Source organism: Arthrobacter sp. PAMC25564 (genome assembly GCF_004798705.1).
Taxonomy (GTDB): domain Bacteria; phylum Actinomycetota; class Actinomycetes; order Actinomycetales; family Micrococcaceae; genus Arthrobacter.
Window position 1 is genome coordinate 2,312,278 of the sequence record NZ_CP039290.1, and the last position, 21,597, is coordinate 2,333,874.

Here is a 21,597-nt window from a genome sequence, read left to right on the forward strand (position 1 = left end):
GCGGGAATTCAAGGTAGATGAGGTGAGTCCCATGGTTGCCCTTACAACTGAAGATCGGGTGGCTGCCAAGGCTGACGGCGGGGAAGCGGTCAGCACGGCGGCTCCCAAGGTGACGCGGAGCCACCTTGTCTATTTTTCCTCCACCTCCGAAAACACCCGGCGCTTCGTTGCGAAGCTGGGCATCGACGCTGCACGGATTCCGCTCCACCAGCGGGACGTCCCGCTGCGGGCGGCCGAACCCTTCGTGCTGGTGGTTCCGACGTATGGTGGCACCGGGGGAGACGGCTCTGTTCCGAAGCAGGTCATCCGGTTCCTGAATGACCCCGCCAACCGGAAGCTGATCCGCGGAGTGATCAGCGCGGGAAACACAAATTTCGGGGACAACTACTGCATGGCCGGCGACATCATCGCCACCAAATGCAACGTCCCGCACTTATATCGATTTGAACTGATGGGGACGCCGGAAGACGTCAGCAAGGTTCAACAAGGATTGGAAGAGTTTTGGACACGACTGTCGAAGACACAGCAGTAACCGGGGGCTCCGGCTCCCACGCGGCCGCCGTCGAGCGGCACACCATCCCCGGCGAGAAGCCGGCCATGCCGGCCGCTTACCAGGGTCTGGGCTACCACGAGCTCAACGCCATGCTGAACCTGTACGGGCCGAACGGCGAGATCCAGTTCGGGGCCGACCGCGAGGCTGCCCACCAGTACTTCCTGCAGCATGTGAACAACAACACCGTGTTCTTCCACGACCTCGAGGAGAAGCTCGACTACCTCGTGAAGAACGAGTACTACGAGCGCGAAACCCTCGACCAGTACACGATGAACTTCATCCGCGAGCTCTACCAGCGCGCGTACAAGAAGAAGTTCCGCTTCGAGACCTTCCTGGGCGCCTTCAAGTTCTACACCTCCTACACGCTCAAGACGTTCGACGGCAAGCGCTTCCTGGAGCGCTACGAGGACCGCGTCTGCATGGTGGCCCTGCACCTGGCCCGCGGCGACGAGCAACTCGCCACCCAGATGGTCGACGAGATCATCGAGGGCCGCTTCCAGCCGGCCACCCCGACGTTCCTGAACGCCGGGAAGAAGCAGCGCGGCGAGCTGGTCTCCTGCTTCCTGCTCCGCATCGAAGACAACATGGAGTCGATCGGCCGGTCCATCAACTCCGCCCTGCAGCTCTCCAAGCGCGGCGGCGGCGTGGCGTTCGCGCTGACCAACATCCGCGAGGTCGGCGCGCCGATCAAGCAGATCGAGAACCAGTCCTCCGGCGTCATCCCCGTGATGAAGCTCCTCGAGGACAGCTTCTCCTACGCCAACCAGCTCGGTGCCCGCCAGGGCGCGGGAGCGGTGTACCTGCACGCGCACCACCCGGACATCTACCGCTTCCTGGACACCAAGCGGGAGAACGCGGACGAGAAGATCCGCATCAAGACCCTCTCGCTCGGCGTCGTGATCCCGGACATCACCTTCGAGCTGGCCAAGAAGGACGAGGACATGTACCTGTTCTCGCCGTACGACGTCGAACGCGTCTACGGGATGCCGTTCTCCGACGTCTCGGTCACCGAGAAGTACTACGAGATGGTGGACGATTCCCGGATCAAGAAGACCAAGATCAAGGCGCGCGAGTTCTTCCAGACCCTCGCGGAGATCCAGTTCGAATCGGGCTACCCGTACATCATGTTCGAGGACACCGTGAACCGGGAAAACCCGATCGACGGCAAGATCATCATGTCCAACCTGTGCTCCGAGATCCTCCAGGTCTCCCAGCCCACCACGTACCACGAGGACCTGTCCTACGACCAGACCGGCAAGGACATCTCCTGCAACCTGGGCTCGCTGAACATCGCCAAGGCGATGGACTCGCCGGACTTCGGCCTGACCATCGAGACCGCCATCCGTGCGCTCTCGGCGGTCTCGGACATGTCCAACATCGTCTCGGTGCCCTCGATTGCCCGCGGCAATGACCAGAGCCACGCGATCGGCCTGGGCCAGATGAACCTGCACGGCTACCTGGCCCGCGAGCGGGTGCACTACGGCTCCGAAGAGGGCATCGACTTCACCAACATCTACTTCTACTCGGTGGTGTTCCACGCAGTCCGGGCTTCCAACCAGCTGGCCATCCGGACCGGCCAGACCTTCGGCGGCTTCGAGAAGTCCAAGTACGCCTCGGGCGAGTTCTTCGACAAGTACACCAACCAGGAATGGGTCCCGCAGACGGCGAAGGTTGCGGAGCTGTTCAAGAACATCCACATCCCCACGCAGGATGACTGGCGCGAGCTGAAGGCTTCCGTTATGGAGCACGGCATCTACAACCAGAACCTGCAGGCCGTCCCGCCGACCGGCTCGATCAGCTACATCAACAACTCCACCTCCTCGATCCACCCGGTGGCGTCCAAGATCGAAATCCGCAAGGAAGGCAAGCTGGGCCGCGTGTACTACCCGGCGCCGTACCTGACGAACGACAACCTGGAGTACTACCAGGACGCGTACGAGATCGGCTACGAGAAGGTCATCGACACCTACGCCGCCGCCACGCAGCACGTGGACCAGGGCCTGTCCCTGACGCTGTTCTTCAAGGACACCGCCACCACGCGCGACATCAACAAGGCCCAGATCTATGCCTGGCGCAAGGGTATCAAGACCATCTACTACATCCGTCTCCGCCAGCTCGCGCTGGAAGGGACCGAGGTTGAGGGCTGTGTCAGCTGCGCACTTTAGTTGTAGCTTCAACTCAACTGTAACGGTACGACGGCGGGCCACCGCCCGCCGTCGTACGCTTAACTTAACGAAGAACCCTAGGTAATGAGGACGATATGACCGAGAAGGTCAAGCTGCTTAGTCACGTCGAAGCGATCAACTGGAACCGCATCCAGGATGACAAGGATGTGGATGTCTGGAACCGGCTGGTCAACAACTTCTGGCTGCCGGAGAAGGTGCCGCTGTCCAACGACGTGCAGTCGTGGGCGACGCTGACCCCGGACGAGCAGCAGCTCACCATGCGCGTATTCACCGGGCTGACCCTGCTGGACACCATCCAGGGCACCGTCGGCGCCGTCTCGCTGATTCCGGATGCGATCACGCCGCATGAAGAGGCTGTGTACACGAACATCGCCTTCATGGAGTCCGTGCACGCCAAGAGCTACTCCTCGATCTTCTCCACGCTGGCCTCCACCAAGGAGATCGATGAGGCGTTCCGCTGGTCCACCGAGAACGAGAACCTTCAGAAGAAGGCCCAGATCGTCATGGACTACTACCAGGGCGACGACCCCCTGAAGCGCAAGGTGGCCTCCACGCTGCTGGAGAGCTTCCTGTTCTACTCGGGCTTCTACCTGCCGATGTACTGGTCCTCACGGGCCAAGCTGACGAACACTGCCGACCTGATCCGCCTGATCATCCGCGACGAGGCCGTGCACGGCTACTACATCGGCTACAAGTTCCAGAAGGGCCTCGAGAAGTGCTCCGAGGAGCGCAAGCAGGAAATCAAGGACTACACCTTCGAGCTGCTCTTCGAGCTGTACGAGAACGAAGTCCAGTACACGCACGACCTGTACGACTCCGTCGGCCTGGCCGAGGACGTCAAGAAGTTCCTGCACTACAACGCCAACAAGGCCCTGATGAACCTGGGCTACGAGGCCATGTTCCCGGCTTCTGTCACCGACGTGAGCCCGGCGATCCTCTCGGCCCTGTCGCCGAATGCGGACGAGAACCATGACTTCTTCTCGGGGTCGGGGTCTTCATATGTGATTGGTAAGGCTGTCAATACTGAGGATGACGACTGGGACTTCTAGTCTCTCTCTTGTGAGATGTCGACCTAGTCCGGGAGGCTCCACGTCCTACAAATAGTCTGTGCCTTGCAAATAATGCAATTAGACCGCGCGCCTCACCTTGCTTTCGCGTCAGACATTAATTCCGGCGTGTATGTGGAAGTGGGCGAATCTGGGCAATAACTTGCCACGAAAAAGATAACGACGTAGCACCTGGATCTCGCAATCATTAAGAGAACAAGCCACAACGACGGAACTGGGGAACCTTGGAACGCCGAACCATCACCTTGGAAGAAGCGGTGAGCTTGATTGAACGCGAGGAATCACACTTCTGGGACGTGAAGAGCCAGCAGGCTAAGGGGTCGGTTATTCAGAAGATCGCCGTTGCTTTAGCAAATGGTGATGGCGGGGAATTTGCGCTCGGAATCGAAGACGTGAAGACGTCAGTCGTAAGCTTGGAACGCTGGCAAGGCTATGGCTCCATCGAGGAGCTGAACCCCGTCCATCAGGCGTTGTCTCAAGACTGCGAGCCGCCGCTTCCCTACTCAGTGGACTATCTGGAAATTGAGGGGCAAGAGAACCGGGGGTTCGTGTGCCTGGTGACCATCACGAAGAGTGGAGATGTTCACTACACCGCCGGTGGAAAGGTGTACGTCCGGCACCACGCTGCGTCCACGGAGATCACCGGGCAAGAGATCGTGAACCTGAGCCTGTCTAAAGGCGCAGTTTCATACGAGGATCAGGAACTGGGCGATTACTTCCTGGAGGAGGCGGCTGAGGAGCAGGAACTCAAGGACTTTCTTTTGAGCATCAGCCCTGCAATGAGGCCCGAGGACTTCCTTCGGCGTGAGAGGTTGTACAACCGAAAAACAGAGGGCATGAAGGTATCGGCGGCCCTGCTCTTCGCCGAACATCCGCAGAGCATTCTCAGCAAGAGATGTGGAATCAAAATAGCTCGGTATGAAACCGACCTGGAAGAGGCAAATCGGGACTACCTGAAGGGTGTTCCGCGTTCTTTGGAAGGCCCTGCGCGAAGCCTGATCGACCAAGCACTGGATGCTGTTTCTGAGGAGATTCAAGCGGTCCAAACTAGGGATTCGTCGGGACAACTAGTGCCAACGCGGTATCCGCCTGAAACATTGAAAGAGATCATTGTTAACGCGGTCATCCACCGGGACTATAACTTAGCGGATGATATTCTCATTTACATTTTTAATAACAGGGTCGAAGTGCACAGCCCAGGCAAGCTCCCCGGCCACATTACACTCCAGAATATCTTCACCGACCGCGCATCCAGAAATGGCACCGTCGTCCGGCTGCTCAACAAGTATCCTGACCCGCCGAACAAAGACATTGGCGAAGGTCTTCAGACTGCTTTCGCGAAAATGAAAGAGGCAAAGCTAAAGGATCCTGAGTTTAGGTTTGAGGGTAATTACTTTGTGGTGAGGATTGGGCATACGCCTCTGGCCCGGCCAGAAGAACTCATCTTGGAATATTTAGAGAGCCATGACGAGATCACCAATAAAGCAGCGCGGGAGATAACAGGGATTCATTCCGAAAACCTCGTCAAACAACGGTTTTACAATTTGCAAAAAGCAGGAAGCCTCGAAAAGGTTCCGGGCAAGAAGGGCTCGCTGTCCGCATGGCGGAGAGTGGCCCTATCGTTGAACGCGGCTCCAGTGGAGCAACCGTCATCTGGGGCGCAGCAGCTTTCGTTTGACCTGGCGGCAGGACAAGACCCAGAGCCCAAGGCAGTAAGTGCCGCCCGAATCAGTGGACAGCGGCGGCAACCGTCAAAGCAACCACGCAGGAAGCGCCTGAAACTTCAATGAATCGCTCGTCTGGCACGGGCGACAGGCAAAATGATGCGTGTTCGATTTCTCGAATAGGATTCCCCCAGGCGCGGACTGGATGCACGAAGCTGCTCTTTTAGCGAGAAACCCTCGCTGGCCTTTCAGTGTGGACCGGTGCAGAAGATTTTTCATTTCTGACGCCGAATACCACGTGGGCTGACATCGTGTGCTTTGCAGCGTCCTCGATGTGAACCTTTTGGTCGTCGAAGAAGATGTCTGGTTTCAGCACGCTCAATACAGGGCCCTTTTTAAGTCCACCCAGGAAGAAAGCGTCGTCAACGGTTACCCCCCAAGACTCAAGCGTGTTGAGTACTCGGAGGTCGGCAGGGCTGTTCCGGGCCGTAACGATGGAAGATCGGAGGCGGCGTTGGTAGGTTGAGTCGGAATCCTTTCTCTGAGTTTCTCGGGCCTGAATTGCAGCAATGGCCATGAAAAACGGCTTGATGGGTCCATCAATTGCAGGTACGTCCATATTGTCGACTTCATGAATGAGAAAACTCTGGAGATCACCCTCCGCATAGACTTTCTCAGACGAGTCATCCGCAAGTACGCCGTCAAAGTCGAACGCGATGGTCAGTGAATGCTCGATCAGGGCAGGTAGCAGGGGCTCCCGGGCGGGATACACTCTTCCCGCAGGACACCCTAGCTTGATCGCTTCACGTACGTCACTGTCGTTTTCTGACAGGAATAGATCAATTTCGAAGGCTTCGTGATAAACGTACGGTGAACGCCCCTGTGTGAAGACTGCTCGCGAAATGTCTAGACCGTAATATTTGATGGATGTCATTATCCTACGACCAGTATCGGGACTATTTCTGGATAGGAGCACTACTTCGACAAGTCTCCTATCGAAGGCGAGATCGTTCAGAGCCAGGATCTTTCTCACAAATTCGAACGCAGTACCGGGGTTGAGGATTGAGTCCCGATTCTTCAGCTGATAGGCGCGGTATGCGTCCACCCCTTCGTCCGTAAAGATGCAATGCCCTTCGCTCAAATTGAATAGGGCGCTTGAGGCTATTCCAATTACTAGTACATCATCCAGCTTTGACATTACGCTCGCGCCTCGGCAAACCGCGGGGCCATAGACTCCATCTGCTCCATGACCAGCTTGATGGCCTCCGGCTGCTTGTCCGGCGGGTAGCCGTTGAGGACCAGGAGCCGCTTGATCGACGAGCGCAGCTTGGCCCGGACATCGTCCCGGACCGTCCAGTCGGTGCGCACATCGCGCTGCATGACGCCAACGAGCTGCCGCGCGATCTCCGCCAGCTTCCCTTCGCCCTGGACTGCCACGGCCGATTCATTGGAAGCCACGGCGTCGTAGAACGCCAGCTCGTCCGAATTCAGCGGGGGAGTGAACCGGGATCCCCGGTTGCCTTCGGCGGCCACTTCACGCGCCAGCTCCACCAGCTCCGCGATCACCTCTGCGGACGTCAGTTGCTGGTTGGTGTACTTCTTCATCAGCTCGGTGATCCGCTCGGAGAACGCCCGCTGCCGGATCACGTTGTTGCGCGTCGTCTTCGCCGACTCGTCGGCGATCAGCTTCCGCAGGGCCTCGATGGCCAGCTGCGGGTTCCGGGCCTGCTGGGTCTTGGCGATGAACTCCGGCGTCAGATCGTCCAAGGATGGCTTCGGCATGCCCGCGGCCTCATAGATGTCCAGCACTTCCCCGGAGGAGGTCGCCGACGCGATCAGGTCACCCAGGAGCCGCTGGATCTCCTCCGGCACCGGCTCGCCGCTGGCCTGCCGGTCGGCCGCGTCGTACTTCGCCATCCAGACGCGGATCTCCTCGTACACCTGGATCTCCGGCCTCAGCTCGGCCAGCGTATCGGACCCCGAGCACAGCGCCCACGCCCGGGACAGCTGGCTGGAGAACCTGCGGTACTTCGCGGCCAGCGACTCTTCGCCCTCAGCCGGCCGGTTGCCGGGCGTGCCAGGGCTCCGCAGGTAACTGACGGCCCCGGTGACGGCGTTCAGGAACGCCTTCGGGCCGCCCTTCAGCAGCACACCCTTCCAGTCGTAACCGGCCAGCAGCCCCCGCAGGGAATCCACCAGGCCAAGGGCAGCGCCTACCGCTTCATCCACATTCCGCCCCACCGGCTTATTCGTCCGGTCCGACTGCGTGTATTCGCCCAGCGCCTTGGCCAGGTTCTCCGCCAGCGGCGCATACGCCACCAGCAGCCCGTCCTGCTTGCCGCGGAAGGTGCGGTTCACCCGGGCCAGGGTCTGCATCAGCAGCGCGCCCTTGAGCGGCCGGTCCAGGTACAGCGTATGCAGGGGCGGGGAGTCGTAACCGGTGAGCATCATGTCCTTGACGATCACCAGTTCCAGCTCGTCGTCCACATCCTTGAGCCGCTCCTTCACCGTGGCATTCAGCGAGTCGCGGCGCACGTGGTCGGACACCGGCGGCACATCGGACGCGGTGCCGGAGTAGACCACCTTGATCTTGCCTTTGGCGAGGTCGTCGGAATGCCACTCGGGCCGCAGTTCCACAATCGCCGTGTACAGCTTCGCGCAAATTTCCCGAGTGCCGCCCACGATCATCGCCTTGCCCGGCGCCTCGATGAACTTGCCCATCCGGGCGCGGCGGTTCTCCCAGTGCGCCACCAGGTCCGCGGCCAGCGCCGCGGTCCGCTGCGGCGCGCCGTAGACGGCGTTCACGACGGCGACACTCGCCTCGATGCGCGCCCGCTCGGTATCGTCCAGGCCCAGCGTGGCCTCGTCGGCAGCCTGGTCCAGGACCTCCTCGGTGACGCCGGAAGCCAGTTCCACCTTGATCAGCCGCGGCTCGAAGTACACCGGCACCGTGGCGCCGTCCTCCACCGCCCGGGAGAGGTCGTAGATGTCGATGTACTCGCCGAACACGTCCTGGGTGTTGCGGTCATCAAAGGAGATCGGCGTCCCGGTGAACGCGATCAGCGTCGCGTGCGGCAGCGCGTCGCGGAGGTGCCGGGCGTAGCCGTCCAGGTCGTCGTAGTGGGAACGGTGTGCCTCGTCCACTACCACGATGATGTTGCGCCGGTCGGACAGCAGCGGGTGGTCGGTGCCGGCGTCCTTCTCCGACTTGCTGCGGCCGAACTTCTGCAGCGTGGTGAAGTAGATGCCACCGGTGGTCCGGTTGCTCAGTTCGTCCCGGAGTTCGGAGCGCTTGCGGATCTGCTTGGGGGACTCGGCCAGCAGCAGGCTCCGGTCAAAGCCCTCGAACAGCTGGCCGTCGAGTTCATTGCGGTCCGTGATGACGACGACGGTCGGGTTCTTGAGCTGGGGGCTCCGGGCCACCAGATTGGCGTAGAGCTCCATCTCCATGGACTTGCCCGAGCCCTGGGTGTGCCAGACGACGCCGGCCTTGCCGTTGCTGGCCACCGCCTGGATGGCGCTTCCCACAGCCTTGGTCACGGCGAAATACTGGTGCGGCTTGGCGATGCGCTTGCTCAGCCCGTCCGGGCCGCCGTCGAACGCGGTGAAATTGCGCGTCAGCTGCAGGAAACGGTCCACGTTGTAGAGCCCGTTGAGCGCGGTCTCCAGCGCCGTCACGGCCTCGCCGTCTTCCATGAACCCGGGCGCGACGGGCACGCCGTCGTCGTCGACGTTCCACAGCGAGAAGTGGTTGAGGGGAGTGAACGGCGTGCCGTACTTTGCCTGGATCCCGTCCGAGGCGAGCGTGAACACGCAGAAGCGGAACGCCAGGGGGAACTCGCGCAGGTAGGTCTGCAGCTGGGCGTGCGCGGCGGCGACGTCGGCCGTGGCGCTGCCGGCCTTCTTCAGCTCGATGATGCTCACCGGCATGCCGTTGCAGTAGAGCACGACGTCGAAGCGGCGTTTGTAGTCGCCCTGCACCAGGGTGACCTGGTTGACGGCGAGCCAGTCGTTCTGGTCCGGGTCGGCACTGAGCAGGTGGATGGTGGGGTTGGCCTCGTTGCCGTCCGAGTCGATGTAGCTGAGCCGGTAGCCGTCCACGAGGTAGTTGTGGATCCGGTGGTTCTCGGTGATGGCGTCGTTGGACTTGGGCGAGGCGATCTCCGCGAGGGCCTGCTGCAGGTACTGGACCGGGACCGTCGGGTTGAACCGCTGCAGGGCGGCCAGCAGCCGGGGCCGGATCAGCAGCTCGTCCCAGGAGTCCCGCTCGCCGGTGCCGGGCGTGATGTCCTGCCCGGAAACCGGCCGCCAGCCGAGCGGCTCGGCCAGGAGCTCCAGGGCCATGCCCTCCCAGTCGGCTTCGGAAAAGGCTACTGTGGGTGCTGCTGTCACGGTGGTTCCCCCTGGTTGACCGGATGTCACTCTGAATTATCGCCTGAAAGTTCGGCTTCGAGTTCGCTGATGCTGGGAAGGCTGGAGGCGAACTCCTCGGGCAGCGACTTCACGATCTCGGATTCCCATTCGGCGATGCCGATCGGTTTGGAGAATCCACGTAGGGAGTACTCAGCCACCACATTGTTCTTGGTCTTGCACAGCAGCAGCCCGATGGTCGGCTGGTCGTCAGCACGGGCCAGGAGATCGTCCACGGCGGACATGTACATGTTGATCTGGCCCAGATACTCGGGCTTGAAGGCGGTGGCCTTCAGCTCGACCACCACGAAGCAGCGCAGCCTGAAGTTGTAGAACAGCAGATCGGCGAAGAACTCGTCCTCGCCGATCGTCAAACGGTACTGCCGGCCCACGAAGGCGAAGCCCTGGCCGAGTTCCAGAAGGAAGTTTTCGACGTGCAGGACTAGCTGGCCCTCAAGCTCGCGTTCGTTCCGTTTGCCGGTCATAGACACGAAGTCGAAGACATACGGGTCCTTGAAGGACTGCTGGGCCAGGTCGGAGTCCGACGGCGGCAAGGTCGCCTTGAAGTTGGTGATCGCCTTGCCGGCGCGCGCGTGGAGCTTGCCTTCGATTTGGTGGACCAGCACGGTCCGGGACCAGCCATGTTCGACGGCCGCAGCCGCGTACCAGAGGCGGGTCTCCGGGTCGCTGAGCTTCTCTAGCAGGGCGATTTGGTGGTACCAAGGCAATGTTGCAAGCGGCGCTTGCAACATTGGAAAGTTCGGCCACGCTTCAGCGAACGACTTCATGTAGCGGAGATTTCGCGGCGAGAATCCTCTTGCCTCAGGAAAGGCCGAGCGGACGTCAGCCGAGAGCCGCGTGACCACTCTACTGCCCCATCCTTGCGCAGACTCCCGCTTGGCCAACTCGTTGCCAATCGACCAGTAGGACAGCAGCATCTCCCGGTTGGCGGCTGAAACTGCCCTGGAACGACCCGAACGGACCTCGGTGGATACGGACGCCAGCAGCTCCGGGTACCAATCCGGCATGCTGGACTTCGCGGGCGTTGATTCAAACGACGCTGCTGATGCCATGCTGATCGGTTCCTTCCCGGGCGGTCATTTCACCTCGAACGTATCCGCGGGCCCTGACATTCTTGGCGGCGTCACACTGCGGCGGCGACCAGCGCTTCCGCATCCTTGACCCGCAGTTTGCCGGACATGAGTTGGGGGAGGAGCGCGTCGCGGGTGGCGGCCAATTTGGCGTTCTCCGAAAGCGCGTTTGCGGCTGCCGCATGAAGTGGCTCCGCCAGGGCGACAAACTGCTCCATGACGTGCGGCTCGGCAAGCCGCACTTTGAACTTCTTAAAATTGCCACGGCTTAATTCAAGAAACGTTGCTCCGTTTGCCAACGAAATAAATTCTTCCACGCGGCTCCGCATTTCGTGGAAGAACCAGAAACGAAGATCCGGGTCGTGAGGCTGCACGACGATGAACCCCTGATTGACAGCCATCGGCTCCTGGGCCAGCGCGAAGGCGCCAATGGTGGCCCGTGAGGTCATGAGAATCGCTCCCGGCGGGTAGAGTTCGGAAGCACATGCCGCCAGTCCCGCGTCGGAAATCCGGCGTGATGTAGCGGACAGATATGGCCCCTTGAGCGCAGTCACGTCAGTGGGAGTCGCCCACAACACGTCCCCACTCCAGAATTCTGGGATAGAAGTACTCGGGGTGCCGCCACCGCTCACCTTTGCAAGATCTCCAAATGCTTGCTGGGAGAAGGGTAGATGGCCAACGCGTCGATGAAATTCAGTGGCCGCAAGCTTTTCAGCCGTTCCAGCAAGCGTCGTGTTGGCGGCGATCTTGTCGTCGAGGGCCCTCACTACTTCTTCAATACCGAGCCTTATGGGTTCTGGTGGTATTGGAATGGGGATCTGCTTGAGATCGGATAGGTTCAGAGTGGCTTGAACGGTTGTGTTTAGGACACCGCGGATCGATTCGATCGTCTTGGGTGATTCGAAGCAGAGTTGCAACCATCGGGAGCTGACACCTTCGGGACGGATTACGGCAATCGCTCGAGCTACATTCCACCCGGCTAACGACTCCGGAACCACTGCCGATTCGCCAACCGTTCCCACCAGCGTAAGTAGAAGCTCGCCGCCTACAAGCGTCGTACGGCTGTGTGCCCGCGAGATCTCCTCGGCAACTCGCATCGGACTCGACGTATCGATAATCCCGTTTCTGACGTCTTTCACTCGAACAATCGGGATGCCGGTGGCCGAGTCATTCCCTGGCTGGACAACTCCATACGAGATCTGTCGTTCCTGCACGAGGTCCACCAAGGGGCTGAAGCGCCAGCCGTTCACGAAACCCTCCCCAACTGTTCCCGCACAACCTGGGCCAACCGCTCAGACTCCTCAAACTGTGCAAACAGCTCCTTGGACAACCGTGCGATCTTCTCCTCGATCGGCTCGCCGTCGTCCTCGACGTCAGCCGCACCGACGTACCTGCCCGGCGTCAGCGCGTAGTCCGCTGCCTTGACCTCCGCGAGGCTGGCCGAATAGCAGAAGCCGGCCTCGTCGTCGTACGCCAGACCGGCCTCGACCGCCGAAGCGGTGCCGCGCCAGGCGTGGTAGGTGTTGGCGATCTTGGCGATGTCTTCATCGGAGAGCGCGCGCTCGGCGCGGTCCACCATGTAGCCGAGGTTGCGGGCGTCGATGAACAGCACCTGCCCGGTCCGGTCCACGGACCCGCGCGGGCCGGCGGTCTTGTCCTTGGCGAAGAACCAGGTGCAGACGGGGATGCCGGTGCTGCGGAAGAGCTGGGTGGGCAGCGCCACCATGCAGGAGACCAGGTCCGCCTCGACGAGCTGGGCGCGGATCTCGCCCTCGCCGCCGGAGTTGGAGGACATGGAGCCGTTGGCCATGACCACGCCAGCGCTGCCGCCGCGCCCGTTCCGTAGCGTGGACCTCGACGGGGACGGCATTCCAGATGAGCCCCAGGCGATCGCCGCGGTCAAGGGCGTCGGCGGTGCAATCGCCGGTGCCGCAGACGCGGTGGGCGGGAAGGTCACCGGGATGTTCAAGTCCAAGAAGAAAGACAAGACTGAACTGCCGGGAAATCTGAAGGAGTAAAACCGAAACGGCCCCCACACGCAGACGCGTGCGGGGGCCTTATCGTTGGGCGGACACTTCAAATACTGCACTCTTTGTTAGGAGTTCCTGACAGAGTACGAATTCGTCCACAAAACGGCAGTGCTGCTGCAGTTCGCCGTGGTCGGTCACCCGGAGGCTGAAGAAGCCAAGCTGGATTCGTGTCGATGCCGCTATGAATGCAATGCCCCGCAAGATGTGTGCGGCGAACGCCCTGGAGGGCGGCGGCGAGGTAAAGTCTCGTTTTGTGGCGGCCGGGGAGCTGGCCACGCTCAGTGGCCTCGACGCAGCGGAACCGGTGACGGTATGTCCGCTGAATCGGGCAAGCAGGGGGAGAAACACTATGACCGCAGGCGTCGATACGTCCTTTGACTACCGCTCGGATACTCCGCCCGGAAAGGACCCCGACAAGCACAGCCCGACCCTGCGCAGGCACCACCAGCTGCTGTGGAGCAAGGATCTGCCCTACGGCGGAGGGCGGTTCGATTTGGCACCGGAGCCGGGCGGGTACCTCGTGCACCGGTCCGAGCTGGGTGTCTTCCTTCTTGCCAGCGACGCCATCACCACCAGGCTGACGGACAAGGCGTCCAAAGCCATAGCGAAGATTTCGGCCCATGAACTGCCCCAATACGGCGGCTACACCGCCGGCAGCGCCCTCGTGTTTCCTGGCAACCGCATCGGCAGAAAAATGGAGATCAATAGTGCACGGGGATTCAACCCCAGCATCGCCGACCGCTTCGACGTGACCCTGGAATGCATCCGCCGCCACTATTCAGGTGAGCCGTCGAACAAATTCGGAGAAGTCCTGGACAGGTATTCAGACTTCTTCGCCCTGTTCAAGGACTTTGACGGGTACGTTGAATTCTTCCTACTGCAGGACCTCATCAATGAGGATGGCACCATCCGGTTCTTCCACCCGTTCGACAACTTCAGGACACCGGCAGTTCCAAAGACCCCCGACGAATACCTCGAGTATTTACAACGCAGCAGGGATTTCATCCGTGCACGCAACAAGACGATCGACGCCCAACCCTGACCTTCTGATCAGCAGGCTCGAAAGCTACAGTTGAGTACCCGCTGAAGAGTGGGCGAGTTCGTGAAGCAAGGCGCGTGGGTACAAGCCACCTCGCTTCTATGAGGTGGCCACGAAGATGTGTACCTTTCAGCTATTATCAGGGTGATACTTCACATTGCCTATCAGTTTCGCCAACCTAGGTCAGTCAGCCGATATGGGCAGTAGTCCACCAAAACCTCGGAATTACGGTGGTCCGCATCTGGTGCTTTTCGCCAAGTGTCCTTGGGTCTCACACTTTCTTTCTTCTTCTGTTGCCTCCTCCTCTCGGGGGCTAGTTGGCGGTTCGACTTATGGTTGGTTGCCGGAACGGGCCTGGCGATCCAGTGTCGTTGTCGCGCCGTGTATTAGCTGCGTCCTCAGCGATGCCCCCGGCTTCCTCAGCCCGGGAAGGGATGGATCGTGAGCGGATTCGTGGACGCCATTCTGAGCGTCGATCCGGTCCTTGCGCTGGTGTTGGTGGGTTTGCTGGTGTTTGCCGAGGACGCTTTGTTTGTCGGGTTCGTGATCCCGGGGGAGACCGCGGCGGTCCTGGGCGGGGTGGTCGCCAGCCGTGGCCATGTGGAGCTGTGGGTGATGATGGTTCTTGTGGTGGTGGCCGCGATCATCGGGGACACGGTTGGCTATGAGGTGGGTAAGCACTTCGGCGCCCGGGTCTTGAATATGAAGGTCCTGGATAAGCGCCGCGCCCAGCTTGAAAAGGCGCAAGCCTTCCTGCGCAGGCGGGGAGGATCGGCTGTGTTCCTGGGCCGGTTTACCGCGTTCTTCCGGGCGGTCATGCCGGCATTGGCCGGAACCTCCCGGATGCACTATCCCCGGTTCCTTGTCTTTAATGCCGCCGGCGGCCTGGTCTGGGGTACAGGGTTTGTGTTGCTCGGTTTTTTGGCCGGCAACTCCTACGAGGCGGTCGCCCAGGCTGCAGGACATGACATCACCGCGGTCGTGGCGGCGGTCGTGGTCATCGGGTTCATCATCTGGCGGGTCCGCAAGGCGCGCAGGGACCGCTCTGAAGCCGGCGCCGTGACCGATTCCGCGCAGGAGCCGGAGCAATGACCGCCGGCGCGCAGGGCGCCGCCGTTCCCCGGGAGGAGCGAGACCAAGATAACCGCAACTACGCCCACTCGCTGTATCCGTAAGATGCGGCTTGTTTTCAGCTGGTGGCTGTGCGGTGGGATCGTGTCGTGCCTGTCAGCCTCATGATGGTAGCGATTCCGCGCAAGCGGGGCTCGACGAGGTTGTTCCATAATGGCAGCCACAGCAAAATGCCCGCGGTGCTGATCAGCAGCGAGCCGATGACGTCGCTGGGATAGTGCACGCCCAGGTACAAGCGGGAAAGCCCGACGGCGACAGCCAGCAGAACGCCGCCTACGGCGGTGATCGTGCGTTGTGTCCCGGTGCGTGCGAGCACCAGGACGACGGCCCAGGCCAACGACGCGGCAAACGCTGTGTGGCCGCTGGGGAAGCTGTTGTTGCCGGTCTCCGTTATCAGCGCTTGCGTCGCCTCGGCGGGCGGACTGAGCCGGGCGACGCTGAGCTTGCCTATTTCCGAGGACAGCCAGCCGACGCTGGTGAGGGATCCGAATGCCAGTGCGGTGAGCGGTTTACGGAGTCCGAACGCCAGGACCAGGCAGGCCAGCAGCAGGATGATGATGTTCCCGCCAGGAGAGAAAAGGGTGTTCAAGGCCAGCGCAAGGCCTGACTGTGCGGTGGTCCGGCGAGGAATCAGGCTTTCGTCCCAGGTGAGGTCCGGTCCGGGGGAGCCGTAGAGTTTTGCCAGGAATCCGATGGTGAGCGCGATGGCGAAAAGGACCGCGGACGCGGGCACCAGCCACCACGAACGCCCCGGCAGGTGCAGGGGTGGGACGGCGGGTGAAGGCGGCTTCATTTATTCTTTCCCTGTGCAGTCGGCGCCGCGGCGCGGGACATGAGCCCGCGTCACTGCATGGCGAGCGCCTGCGGCTAGAAGTTTCCCAGTGGTTCTTGGGAAGATGCTGGGAATCACTTGTTGCTTGCCCGCTTTAGGGAACCACCGGCGTTGAGATGCCGGGCGGCAGGACACATCAAACACCCGCGCCGCGTGGCCGGCCTCTGAGGAGGCATCCGGAGCCGGAGGGGTGCCCGCCTCGCGTCAGGCCGTGACGGTGAGCGTTTCCACCGTGCATTGGGTGGTCCTGCCGGAGCTGAGCCGGTATTCCGCACGAACCTCGACCTCGACCGCAGCCGGGAGGAGGTCTCCGAACTCACCGGAAGCACTGCGTTCCCGCGCATACGCGACAGCCTGATCCCTGGCACTGAATTCAGGGGATGAAGCATATGGGCCCGCATTGACGATGTAGAACACCCGCGTCACCACAGCACCGGCCAGCTCGTGGGTGGAGTCATGAGCCTGATCAAATACCAGGTCGTCCGCCATGCTTGCTCCTCGATTCATCAGGACTCCCACTTTACCGCCCTTATCAATCGGCTTCCGGCATGTCCTGATGCCCCGGCCGGTTCAGAAGGCGCCAGATGGCCCCGGCGTTCACGGCTGTTCCGCGGGCCCGGACGGCTACCAGCTCGGCAACTATCCCCCGAGGTGGGTGGAGTGGAACGGGAAGTTCCGCGACGTCGTCCGTGACTTCTGGCGCGGCAGGCCCGGGGTCATTGCCGAGCTCGCGAAGCGCCTCACAGGCTCCGCTGACCTCTACCACCGGTGTTCTGTGCAAGGTGGAGCGGTGCCCGACTACCCGTTGGAAGTCGTTGCCGATGAGCCAGGGGGGGCGATCAGGTCCGGCTCTGTGCGTGCCCGCTGGTCGTTCCCCTGCCCGATGGCAGGACTGCCCTGCCCTTCCGCTGGGATTCACAGGGCAACGACAGTTTCCGGACAGCCGCTGCCGATCTTGGTGCTGCAACGTGGTCTGTGAAGCCGGTGAAACCCGCCGGTCGAAATGCGAGGAGACGATACGTTGTCACGTAAGAAGAACATCACGCTAGGGATCTCAGCCACAGCCTTGGCCCTGGGCCTCGGCTTGGGAGTCACAGGCATGGCTTCAGCGACTACTCCGACCCCTACCCCAAGCACAAGCTCCAGCGCCGCCACCGATAATCCGGACAACCACGGGATGCGCGGCGGCCACGGCGCGGACCGGGGACAACTGGCTGCAGACCTTGCCTCGAAGCTCGGCGTTGACCAGGCTAAGGTCACGGCCGCTCTCAGGACCTTCCGTGATGCCAACAAGGCCGCCACGAAGCCGGCGGAGGGCACCGAGCCTGACCACGCCGCCATGGACGCAGCGATGGCCAAGTCGCTGGCTACGACTCTGGGCATTGACGAGGCGAAGGTCACCACAGCCTTGACAGACATCCATGGCGCAGAGCAGGCGACGCGCGCGGCTGCTCTGAAGACCAAGCTGGACAAGTCCGTGACCGGTGGCACGCTGACGCAGGCTGAAGCCGATGCCGTTACGAAGGCCGTGGAAAAGGGTGTGATCGGTGGCGGCGGTCGTTAACATCCACCGCAATACCGTCGCTCCTGCGACATGACGTAAAAGACTCCCCGGCGCATTGCCCCGGGGAGTCTTTCGTTAAGCCGCTACAACGGCCGGGATGTGAAGACCACCTTCTGCGCACGTGCGATCCATGAACGGCGTGCAGCCCGTCAGCGACCGCCAGACCGCGTCCGGGCGGCCTCATCTTTGTCGAAGGCATCGACGATCACGGCCCCGCCAGCTTGACCAGGGAGGCGCCGTTGATGAAACTGGCCCTCCGGCGCCGCAGCCGGAAGGGCAGGGAACGGAAACGGCAGGTCGTAGTGCATCGGCTGCGAAAGCTGATCAGCCGGTAGCGCCGGGGTGGTTCCGGCCGGTTGCGACGTAGGAGGGCTTCCGCGGAAGCCCTCCGGTGTCGGGCCTGTCTGGGGTCAGCGCTGAGGAAGGGCCTTGGTTCCTTCGATCTGCACTGCCTGCAGTTTGTTTGGGTCCAGGCCGAGGGTTTTGAGGATCGTGGGGGCGATCTGCGTGGTGGCGACGGTGCTGGTCACGGTTCGGGCATTTTCGTCGGTGGCGCCGGAGATGACGAGGGGCACGTCCCGGTCGTCGGCGGAGGCTCCGCCGTGCTCTGCGATCTTGCCCTGACCGCCGGTGTAGACCACGCCGGTCTGTGCGATGCCCAGAACATCGGGGTAGCGGGAGTCGTTGGTGGTCGTTCCGAGGTACTTGGCTACTCCTCCTCCTGCGTAGATCTTGCTGAGTCCCGAGGTTGGAACCGTCCTGGGGGCGTTGTTGATGTCGTTACCCGCGGCCGGGTGGGATGCGAGGTAATCCTTGGCGAACTGTGCTGCGGCTTCGGAGTGGTCGGAGAGCCATAGCTGCATGATGTCGTCGTCGGTGGCGAATGCCACCAGGTCCGCGGACGTCGGGTGGGCGGCCTTCCATGCCGCATTGAGGCCGTCGATGACCGCGCCGTCCGGAACCCGGGTCAGTGCAGCGGGATCCATGGGTGACTGGCCGTGCTTGGCGGACAGGATCACCGTGGTGTCTTTGCTGTGGCCGGTGGATTCCAGTGCGGACTGAAGCTTGCCGACGGAGGCGTTGATGTAGTCAAGGGCCTTGCTCAGCAGGGGGCCCGGGGTGGCGCCGCCGGGAAGGTAACCGCCGGTCATGCCGTCGGACGTCGGGAGTTTCTGCGCCGTGGAGACGGACTGGAAGTTCATGCCGAAGATAGCGGGCACGGCGGCGGTCTGGGTCCCGGAGTGGTCTTTGCCGGCAATTTCGTTCAGCACGGCCTGGACCTTGTACCCGTCGTACTGCTGGGTGGCTGCGTTGTCCTTGGTCCAGTCCCCGTTGAACGGCGAGGGGACGTTCGAGTTGATTTCTGGGGTGAACAGGTCGTCCACGCCCTTGCCTGAGGGCCCATTGAGGATTTCATAGGCCGGGTGCTTGTCCACCCATGCCGTGGTCAGGCCGGCGCTCTTGGCGACCTCGAAGACGGTGTTCACCTTCAGGTACTGATGCGGGTAGACCGGCTGGCATGTCGCCGGATCCACCGGGAGGGCGGCCGGATTCAGGAGAGTTTCCGGGTGTCCCGTCATGTTCAGGATGCTTGCGGGCAGGCCGCTGAGACCTTGTCCGGCATCGAGTGCGAGCGGGTTCTTGTCGGCCGCTTCGGTGAACGCCACCTCGGCCCCCGGGGCGGTGCTCTTGCAGTCTGTCGTGCCGGCCGGCAACAGGGCGCGGTTGAACGTGTCGTCATAGTAGACCCCGGTGGTGCCGGGGTTTCCGCCGGTCATCTGGCCGACGAGTCCCGGGAACGAGTCCGAGGGCACCGGTGTCTGGGCGTGGGTGTAACTCGTGCCGTGGTTCACGAGCGAAGCAAGGGAGGACATCGGGTGGTTCTTGACGTACCAGTCCAGGTCCTTCCGGTGCATGCCATCCACTGAAAGCAGCAGGACATGCTTGGAAGTTTCGCCCCTGCCGCTCTGGCCGTCATTGCCGTGCTGACCGTTGTCGGCCAGCGCCGGCGCCACTGCCGAACCCGCCATCATGACCGCACCGAGAACCCCGGCTGCGGCAACCGCGTTTTTCTTAGCTGACTTCATCAAAATATGACCCTTCGCCAATGTGAAAATCACGGAATGATTTGCTTCCCCTTGAGGATTCTTGCCGATGGCAGGTCCTTTCCTCCTCTGTTTTCGAGCGACCCAGCCGAAGGTTCACCGCAGGTTCAACCGTGCGTCATGAAACCTTTCGGAAACTCACAGGCAGGTGCGGTCGGGATCAGTTCCCAGCACGGTGTCGTGGCCATGGTTGCCGCCGGATTTTGGGCCCGCGATTGCGCGACCCGGTGGATGGTGCCGGGCGTGGTGGTTTGCATTTCCCTGGCCGCCATTTTTACGGGGGATGCTTCGGCGGGCCGCCGGGGCGTGGATGGTTTTCCTGGAAGCTGGCATCCGGCCGGCGGAGTCCTGCTGTTTGCGGTGAATTCTACTTTCAAATGAGGACGGTCGTTGCAACGCCCCGGAAAATCCTGGATGTTGCAACGACCGTTTGATAAAACGCGCCTCTAAGGGTTTTGGCCTTAGTGAGTCTGGTTGCCGTCCTGCAGCCGGCTGTCCTCGTGTCCCTCGGACTTATCCGCGGCCTGCCCGGTGAATGCCAAGCCCTTGGGGTGGATGGCTGCCAGTTCCGGGATCGGGGTGAGGGCCCCGGTGGTCAAGTCCAGGGTCGCGAGGTAGGCCGGGGCCGCGTCGGGGACGACGGTCGAGACGGCCTGGCCGGCCTTGAACGGGCCGGTGACGGAGAAGACCTTGTTGTCTTTGGGATCGGTAACCAGCAGTGTCTGCCCTGTGTGGGCCGCGAACACGGTGTCATCCAGGGGCTGGGCGACGGCCAGGGTCTGGAGGCTCTGATGGCCGGTGCCGGGGCTGGAAGCGAAGATCAGTTGCTGGTCCGCCTGGGCGTCGAGCATGAAGGCGTTCTTGAACCGTGGGGCGGAGTCAGGGACGATCGTGTTGGAGTCCGGGTCGGTCAGGGCCAGAGACTCCGGCTGTCCGGTGTGGTTGCCGTTGGCGGCGGTGGCCATGGCGGTGGCCATGGCGTTGTCGCCGAAGAGCGGGGTGAGTTTGGCGGTGGTGCCTTGCAGGTCAACGGAGTACGCGGCGGGGCCGGTGGTGTCGGCCGGGGCGGAGGCGCTGACCAGGATGGTGCCGTCGTTGACGGATATGGCGTCGGTGCCGCCGCCGTGGGTCAGGCCTGAGTATGCGTAGGTGGTCAGCGGCTTCGGCTGGTCCGGGGTGAGGGTGGAGATGCTGGAGTTGCCATCCTCGTTGGCGGTCAGGAGGAGACGGTTGTGGGCCGGGTCGGCTGTCAGCCCGTCGACCTTGCCGGTGACCTGCCAGGACTTTCCGGGGGTTCCGTTGAGGCCGTACTGCTGGATGGTGCTGGCGGCCGCTCCGGCCGCGGAGGGCTCGCCGAGGGGGCCGACCCCGTTCTGGTAGGAGACGTAAATGGAATCGCCCAGCCGGGCGATGTCGTCGGGGGCCGACTCGGTGCCCACGGGGGAGAAGGTCTTCACGATGTAACCGGCAGGGTTGACCGGCGCCTCGCGGTTTTGTGTCGCGGAGGCAGGCAGGGCGGCGGAGGCCATGGCCGCGGCGGTGACCGCGGCACCCATCACGACGAGGGAGGTGCGCTTGAGCTTGTTCGCTGTAACAGACACGGAAGAGTCCTTCGGTCGGGAGAAAGGGAGGTCCCGGCCAAGGTAGGGCAGCGGGCTGGGAGACCAGCCATGGAACGGCTAACAGCCGGCAACGCGGGAATGAACAACCAACAACCCTCCCGGCGGCCCGACCCCGATGCCATCGACCGCCAGAACGGCCGACCGGACGGCTGGACTTTCCGTAGACACCGGCTTGTATGCCCATGGGGGCCTGCCGGTGCGGCCGTGCTTCGCGACGTCGGACTACTTTTTGGCCGCCAGGGGCAACGCGGCACGCATCATATTCCAAGGCATTGGGACGGGTGGCCCGTTACATTTATTGGG

The 21,597-nt window shown here is 62.0% G+C and carries 17 protein-coding genes and 1 pseudogene; 9 read left to right on the forward strand and 9 right to left on the reverse strand.

The annotated features are described in order from the left end of the window. Nucleotides 1–31: 31 nt before the first annotated feature. The 4 genes from nrdI to E5206_RS10765 all read left to right on the forward strand — a co-directional run bounded on the left by nrdI (nucleotide 32) and on the right by E5206_RS10765 (nucleotide 5,596). Nucleotides 32–532, forward strand: coding sequence for a class Ib ribonucleoside-diphosphate reductase assembly flavoprotein NrdI (nrdI, locus tag E5206_RS10750; protein ID WP_136322471.1), 501 nt, complete (start codon nucleotides 32–34; stop codon nucleotides 530–532). Nucleotides 533–597: 65 nt separating this feature from the next. Next, entirely contained in the window at nucleotides 598–2,718 is a 2,121-nt protein-coding gene (gene nrdE / locus E5206_RS10755; protein ID WP_136324078.1) for a class 1b ribonucleoside-diphosphate reductase subunit alpha, read from the forward strand. Nucleotides 2,719–2,813: 95 nt separating this feature from the next. Then, nucleotides 2,814–3,788: a class 1b ribonucleoside-diphosphate reductase subunit beta gene (nrdF, locus tag E5206_RS10760; RefSeq protein ID WP_136322472.1), complete on the forward strand. Its 975-nt coding sequence runs from the start codon at nucleotides 2,814–2,816 to the stop codon at nucleotides 3,786–3,788. A gap of 275 nt (nucleotides 3,789–4,063) precedes the next feature. Next, nucleotides 4,064–5,596 (forward strand): ATP-binding protein, encoded by a 1,533-nt coding sequence (locus E5206_RS10765; protein WP_168709318.1) that lies wholly within the window; start codon nucleotides 4,064–4,066, stop codon nucleotides 5,594–5,596. 97 nt (nucleotides 5,597–5,693) lie between these two features. Here E5206_RS10765 and E5206_RS10770 read toward each other — a convergent pair whose 3' ends face one another. From E5206_RS10770 to E5206_RS10790, 5 genes and pseudogenes are all read right to left on the reverse strand, one after another. Next, a complete protein-coding gene (locus E5206_RS10770) occupies nucleotides 5,694–6,668 on the reverse strand; it encodes a 5'-nucleotidase (RefSeq protein ID WP_136322474.1) in 975 nt (324 codons plus the stop codon). Then, on the reverse strand, nucleotides 6,668–9,814 hold the full coding sequence (locus E5206_RS10775; RefSeq protein ID WP_240690168.1) for a type I restriction endonuclease subunit R: 3,147 nt from the start codon (nucleotides 9,812–9,814) through the stop codon (nucleotides 6,668–6,670). The genes E5206_RS10770 and E5206_RS10775 overlap by 1 nt, the downstream gene beginning before the upstream one ends. A 74-nt stretch (nucleotides 9,815–9,888) precedes the next feature. Then, on the reverse strand, nucleotides 9,889–10,953 hold the full coding sequence (locus tag E5206_RS10780; protein WP_136322476.1) for a PDDEXK nuclease domain-containing protein: 1,065 nt from the start codon (nucleotides 10,951–10,953) through the stop codon (nucleotides 9,889–9,891). A gap of 71 nt (nucleotides 10,954–11,024) precedes the next feature. Then, nucleotides 11,025–12,221 carry a restriction endonuclease subunit S gene (locus E5206_RS10785; RefSeq protein ID WP_136322477.1) on the reverse strand — a complete coding sequence of 399 codons (1,197 nt, stop codon included), beginning with the start codon at nucleotides 12,219–12,221 and terminating at the stop codon, nucleotides 11,025–11,027. After that, nucleotides 12,218–12,802, reverse strand: a pseudogene (locus E5206_RS10790) (N-6 DNA methylase); the annotation flags it as partial. The pseudogene E5206_RS10790 and the gene E5206_RS10785, both read right to left, overlap by 4 nt. Between E5206_RS10790 and E5206_RS10795 the strand changes: the two are divergent. The 3 genes from E5206_RS10795 (at nucleotide 12,780) to E5206_RS10805 (ending at nucleotide 15,132) form a co-directional block, all read left to right on the forward strand. Next, on the forward strand, nucleotides 12,780–12,989 hold the full coding sequence (locus E5206_RS10795; RefSeq protein WP_205760077.1) for a hypothetical protein: 210 nt from the start codon (nucleotides 12,780–12,782) through the stop codon (nucleotides 12,987–12,989). The pseudogene E5206_RS10790 and the gene E5206_RS10795 overlap by 23 nt on opposite strands. A 193-nt stretch (nucleotides 12,990–13,182) precedes the next feature. Further along, nucleotides 13,183–14,043 carry a hypothetical protein gene (locus E5206_RS10800; RefSeq protein WP_240689635.1) on the forward strand — a complete coding sequence of 287 codons (861 nt, stop codon included), beginning with the start codon at nucleotides 13,183–13,185 and terminating at the stop codon, nucleotides 14,041–14,043. Between the two features lie 438 nt (nucleotides 14,044–14,481). Then, nucleotides 14,482–15,132: a DedA family protein gene (locus E5206_RS10805; RefSeq protein ID WP_136322478.1), complete on the forward strand. Its 651-nt coding sequence runs from the start codon at nucleotides 14,482–14,484 to the stop codon at nucleotides 15,130–15,132. Between the two features lie 97 nt (nucleotides 15,133–15,229). Here the strand turns inward: E5206_RS10805 and E5206_RS10810 are convergent, their stop codons facing one another. Continuing rightward, nucleotides 15,230–15,964, reverse strand: coding sequence for a phosphatase PAP2 family protein (locus E5206_RS10810; protein ID WP_136322479.1), 735 nt, complete (start codon nucleotides 15,962–15,964; stop codon nucleotides 15,230–15,232). A gap of 243 nt (nucleotides 15,965–16,207) precedes the next feature. Continuing rightward, the gene (locus E5206_RS10815) at nucleotides 16,208–16,492 is read right to left on the reverse strand and encodes a hypothetical protein (protein ID WP_136322480.1); all 285 of its coding nucleotides are present in this window, start codon (nucleotides 16,490–16,492) and stop codon (nucleotides 16,208–16,210) included. Nucleotides 16,493–17,024: 532 nt separating this feature from the next. Between E5206_RS10815 and E5206_RS10825 the strand changes: the two genes are divergently transcribed. Further along, a complete protein-coding gene (locus E5206_RS10825) occupies nucleotides 17,025–17,567 on the forward strand; it encodes a hypothetical protein (protein WP_136322482.1) in 543 nt (180 codons plus the stop codon). Between the two features lie 410 nt (nucleotides 17,568–17,977). Here the strand turns inward: E5206_RS10825 and E5206_RS10830 are convergent, their stop codons facing one another. Continuing rightward, nucleotides 17,978–19,654, reverse strand: a complete 1,677-nt coding sequence (locus tag E5206_RS10830) for an alkaline phosphatase family protein (RefSeq protein ID WP_136322483.1) — start codon at nucleotides 19,652–19,654, stop codon at nucleotides 17,978–17,980. A gap of 36 nt (nucleotides 19,655–19,690) precedes the next feature. Here E5206_RS10830 and E5206_RS10835 point away from each other — a divergent pair, with 36 nt between their 5' ends. Then, nucleotides 19,691–20,053: a hypothetical protein gene (locus E5206_RS10835; protein ID WP_136322484.1), complete on the forward strand. Its 363-nt coding sequence runs from the start codon at nucleotides 19,691–19,693 to the stop codon at nucleotides 20,051–20,053. Nucleotides 20,054–20,133: 80 nt separating this feature from the next. On the opposite strand, the gene E5206_RS10840 is transcribed toward E5206_RS10835, so the two are convergent. After that, complete coding sequence (locus tag E5206_RS10840; protein WP_136322485.1) at nucleotides 20,134–21,273, reverse strand: hypothetical protein; 1,140 nt, start codon at nucleotides 21,271–21,273, stop codon at nucleotides 20,134–20,136. Nucleotides 21,274–21,597: the final 324 nt, after the last annotated feature.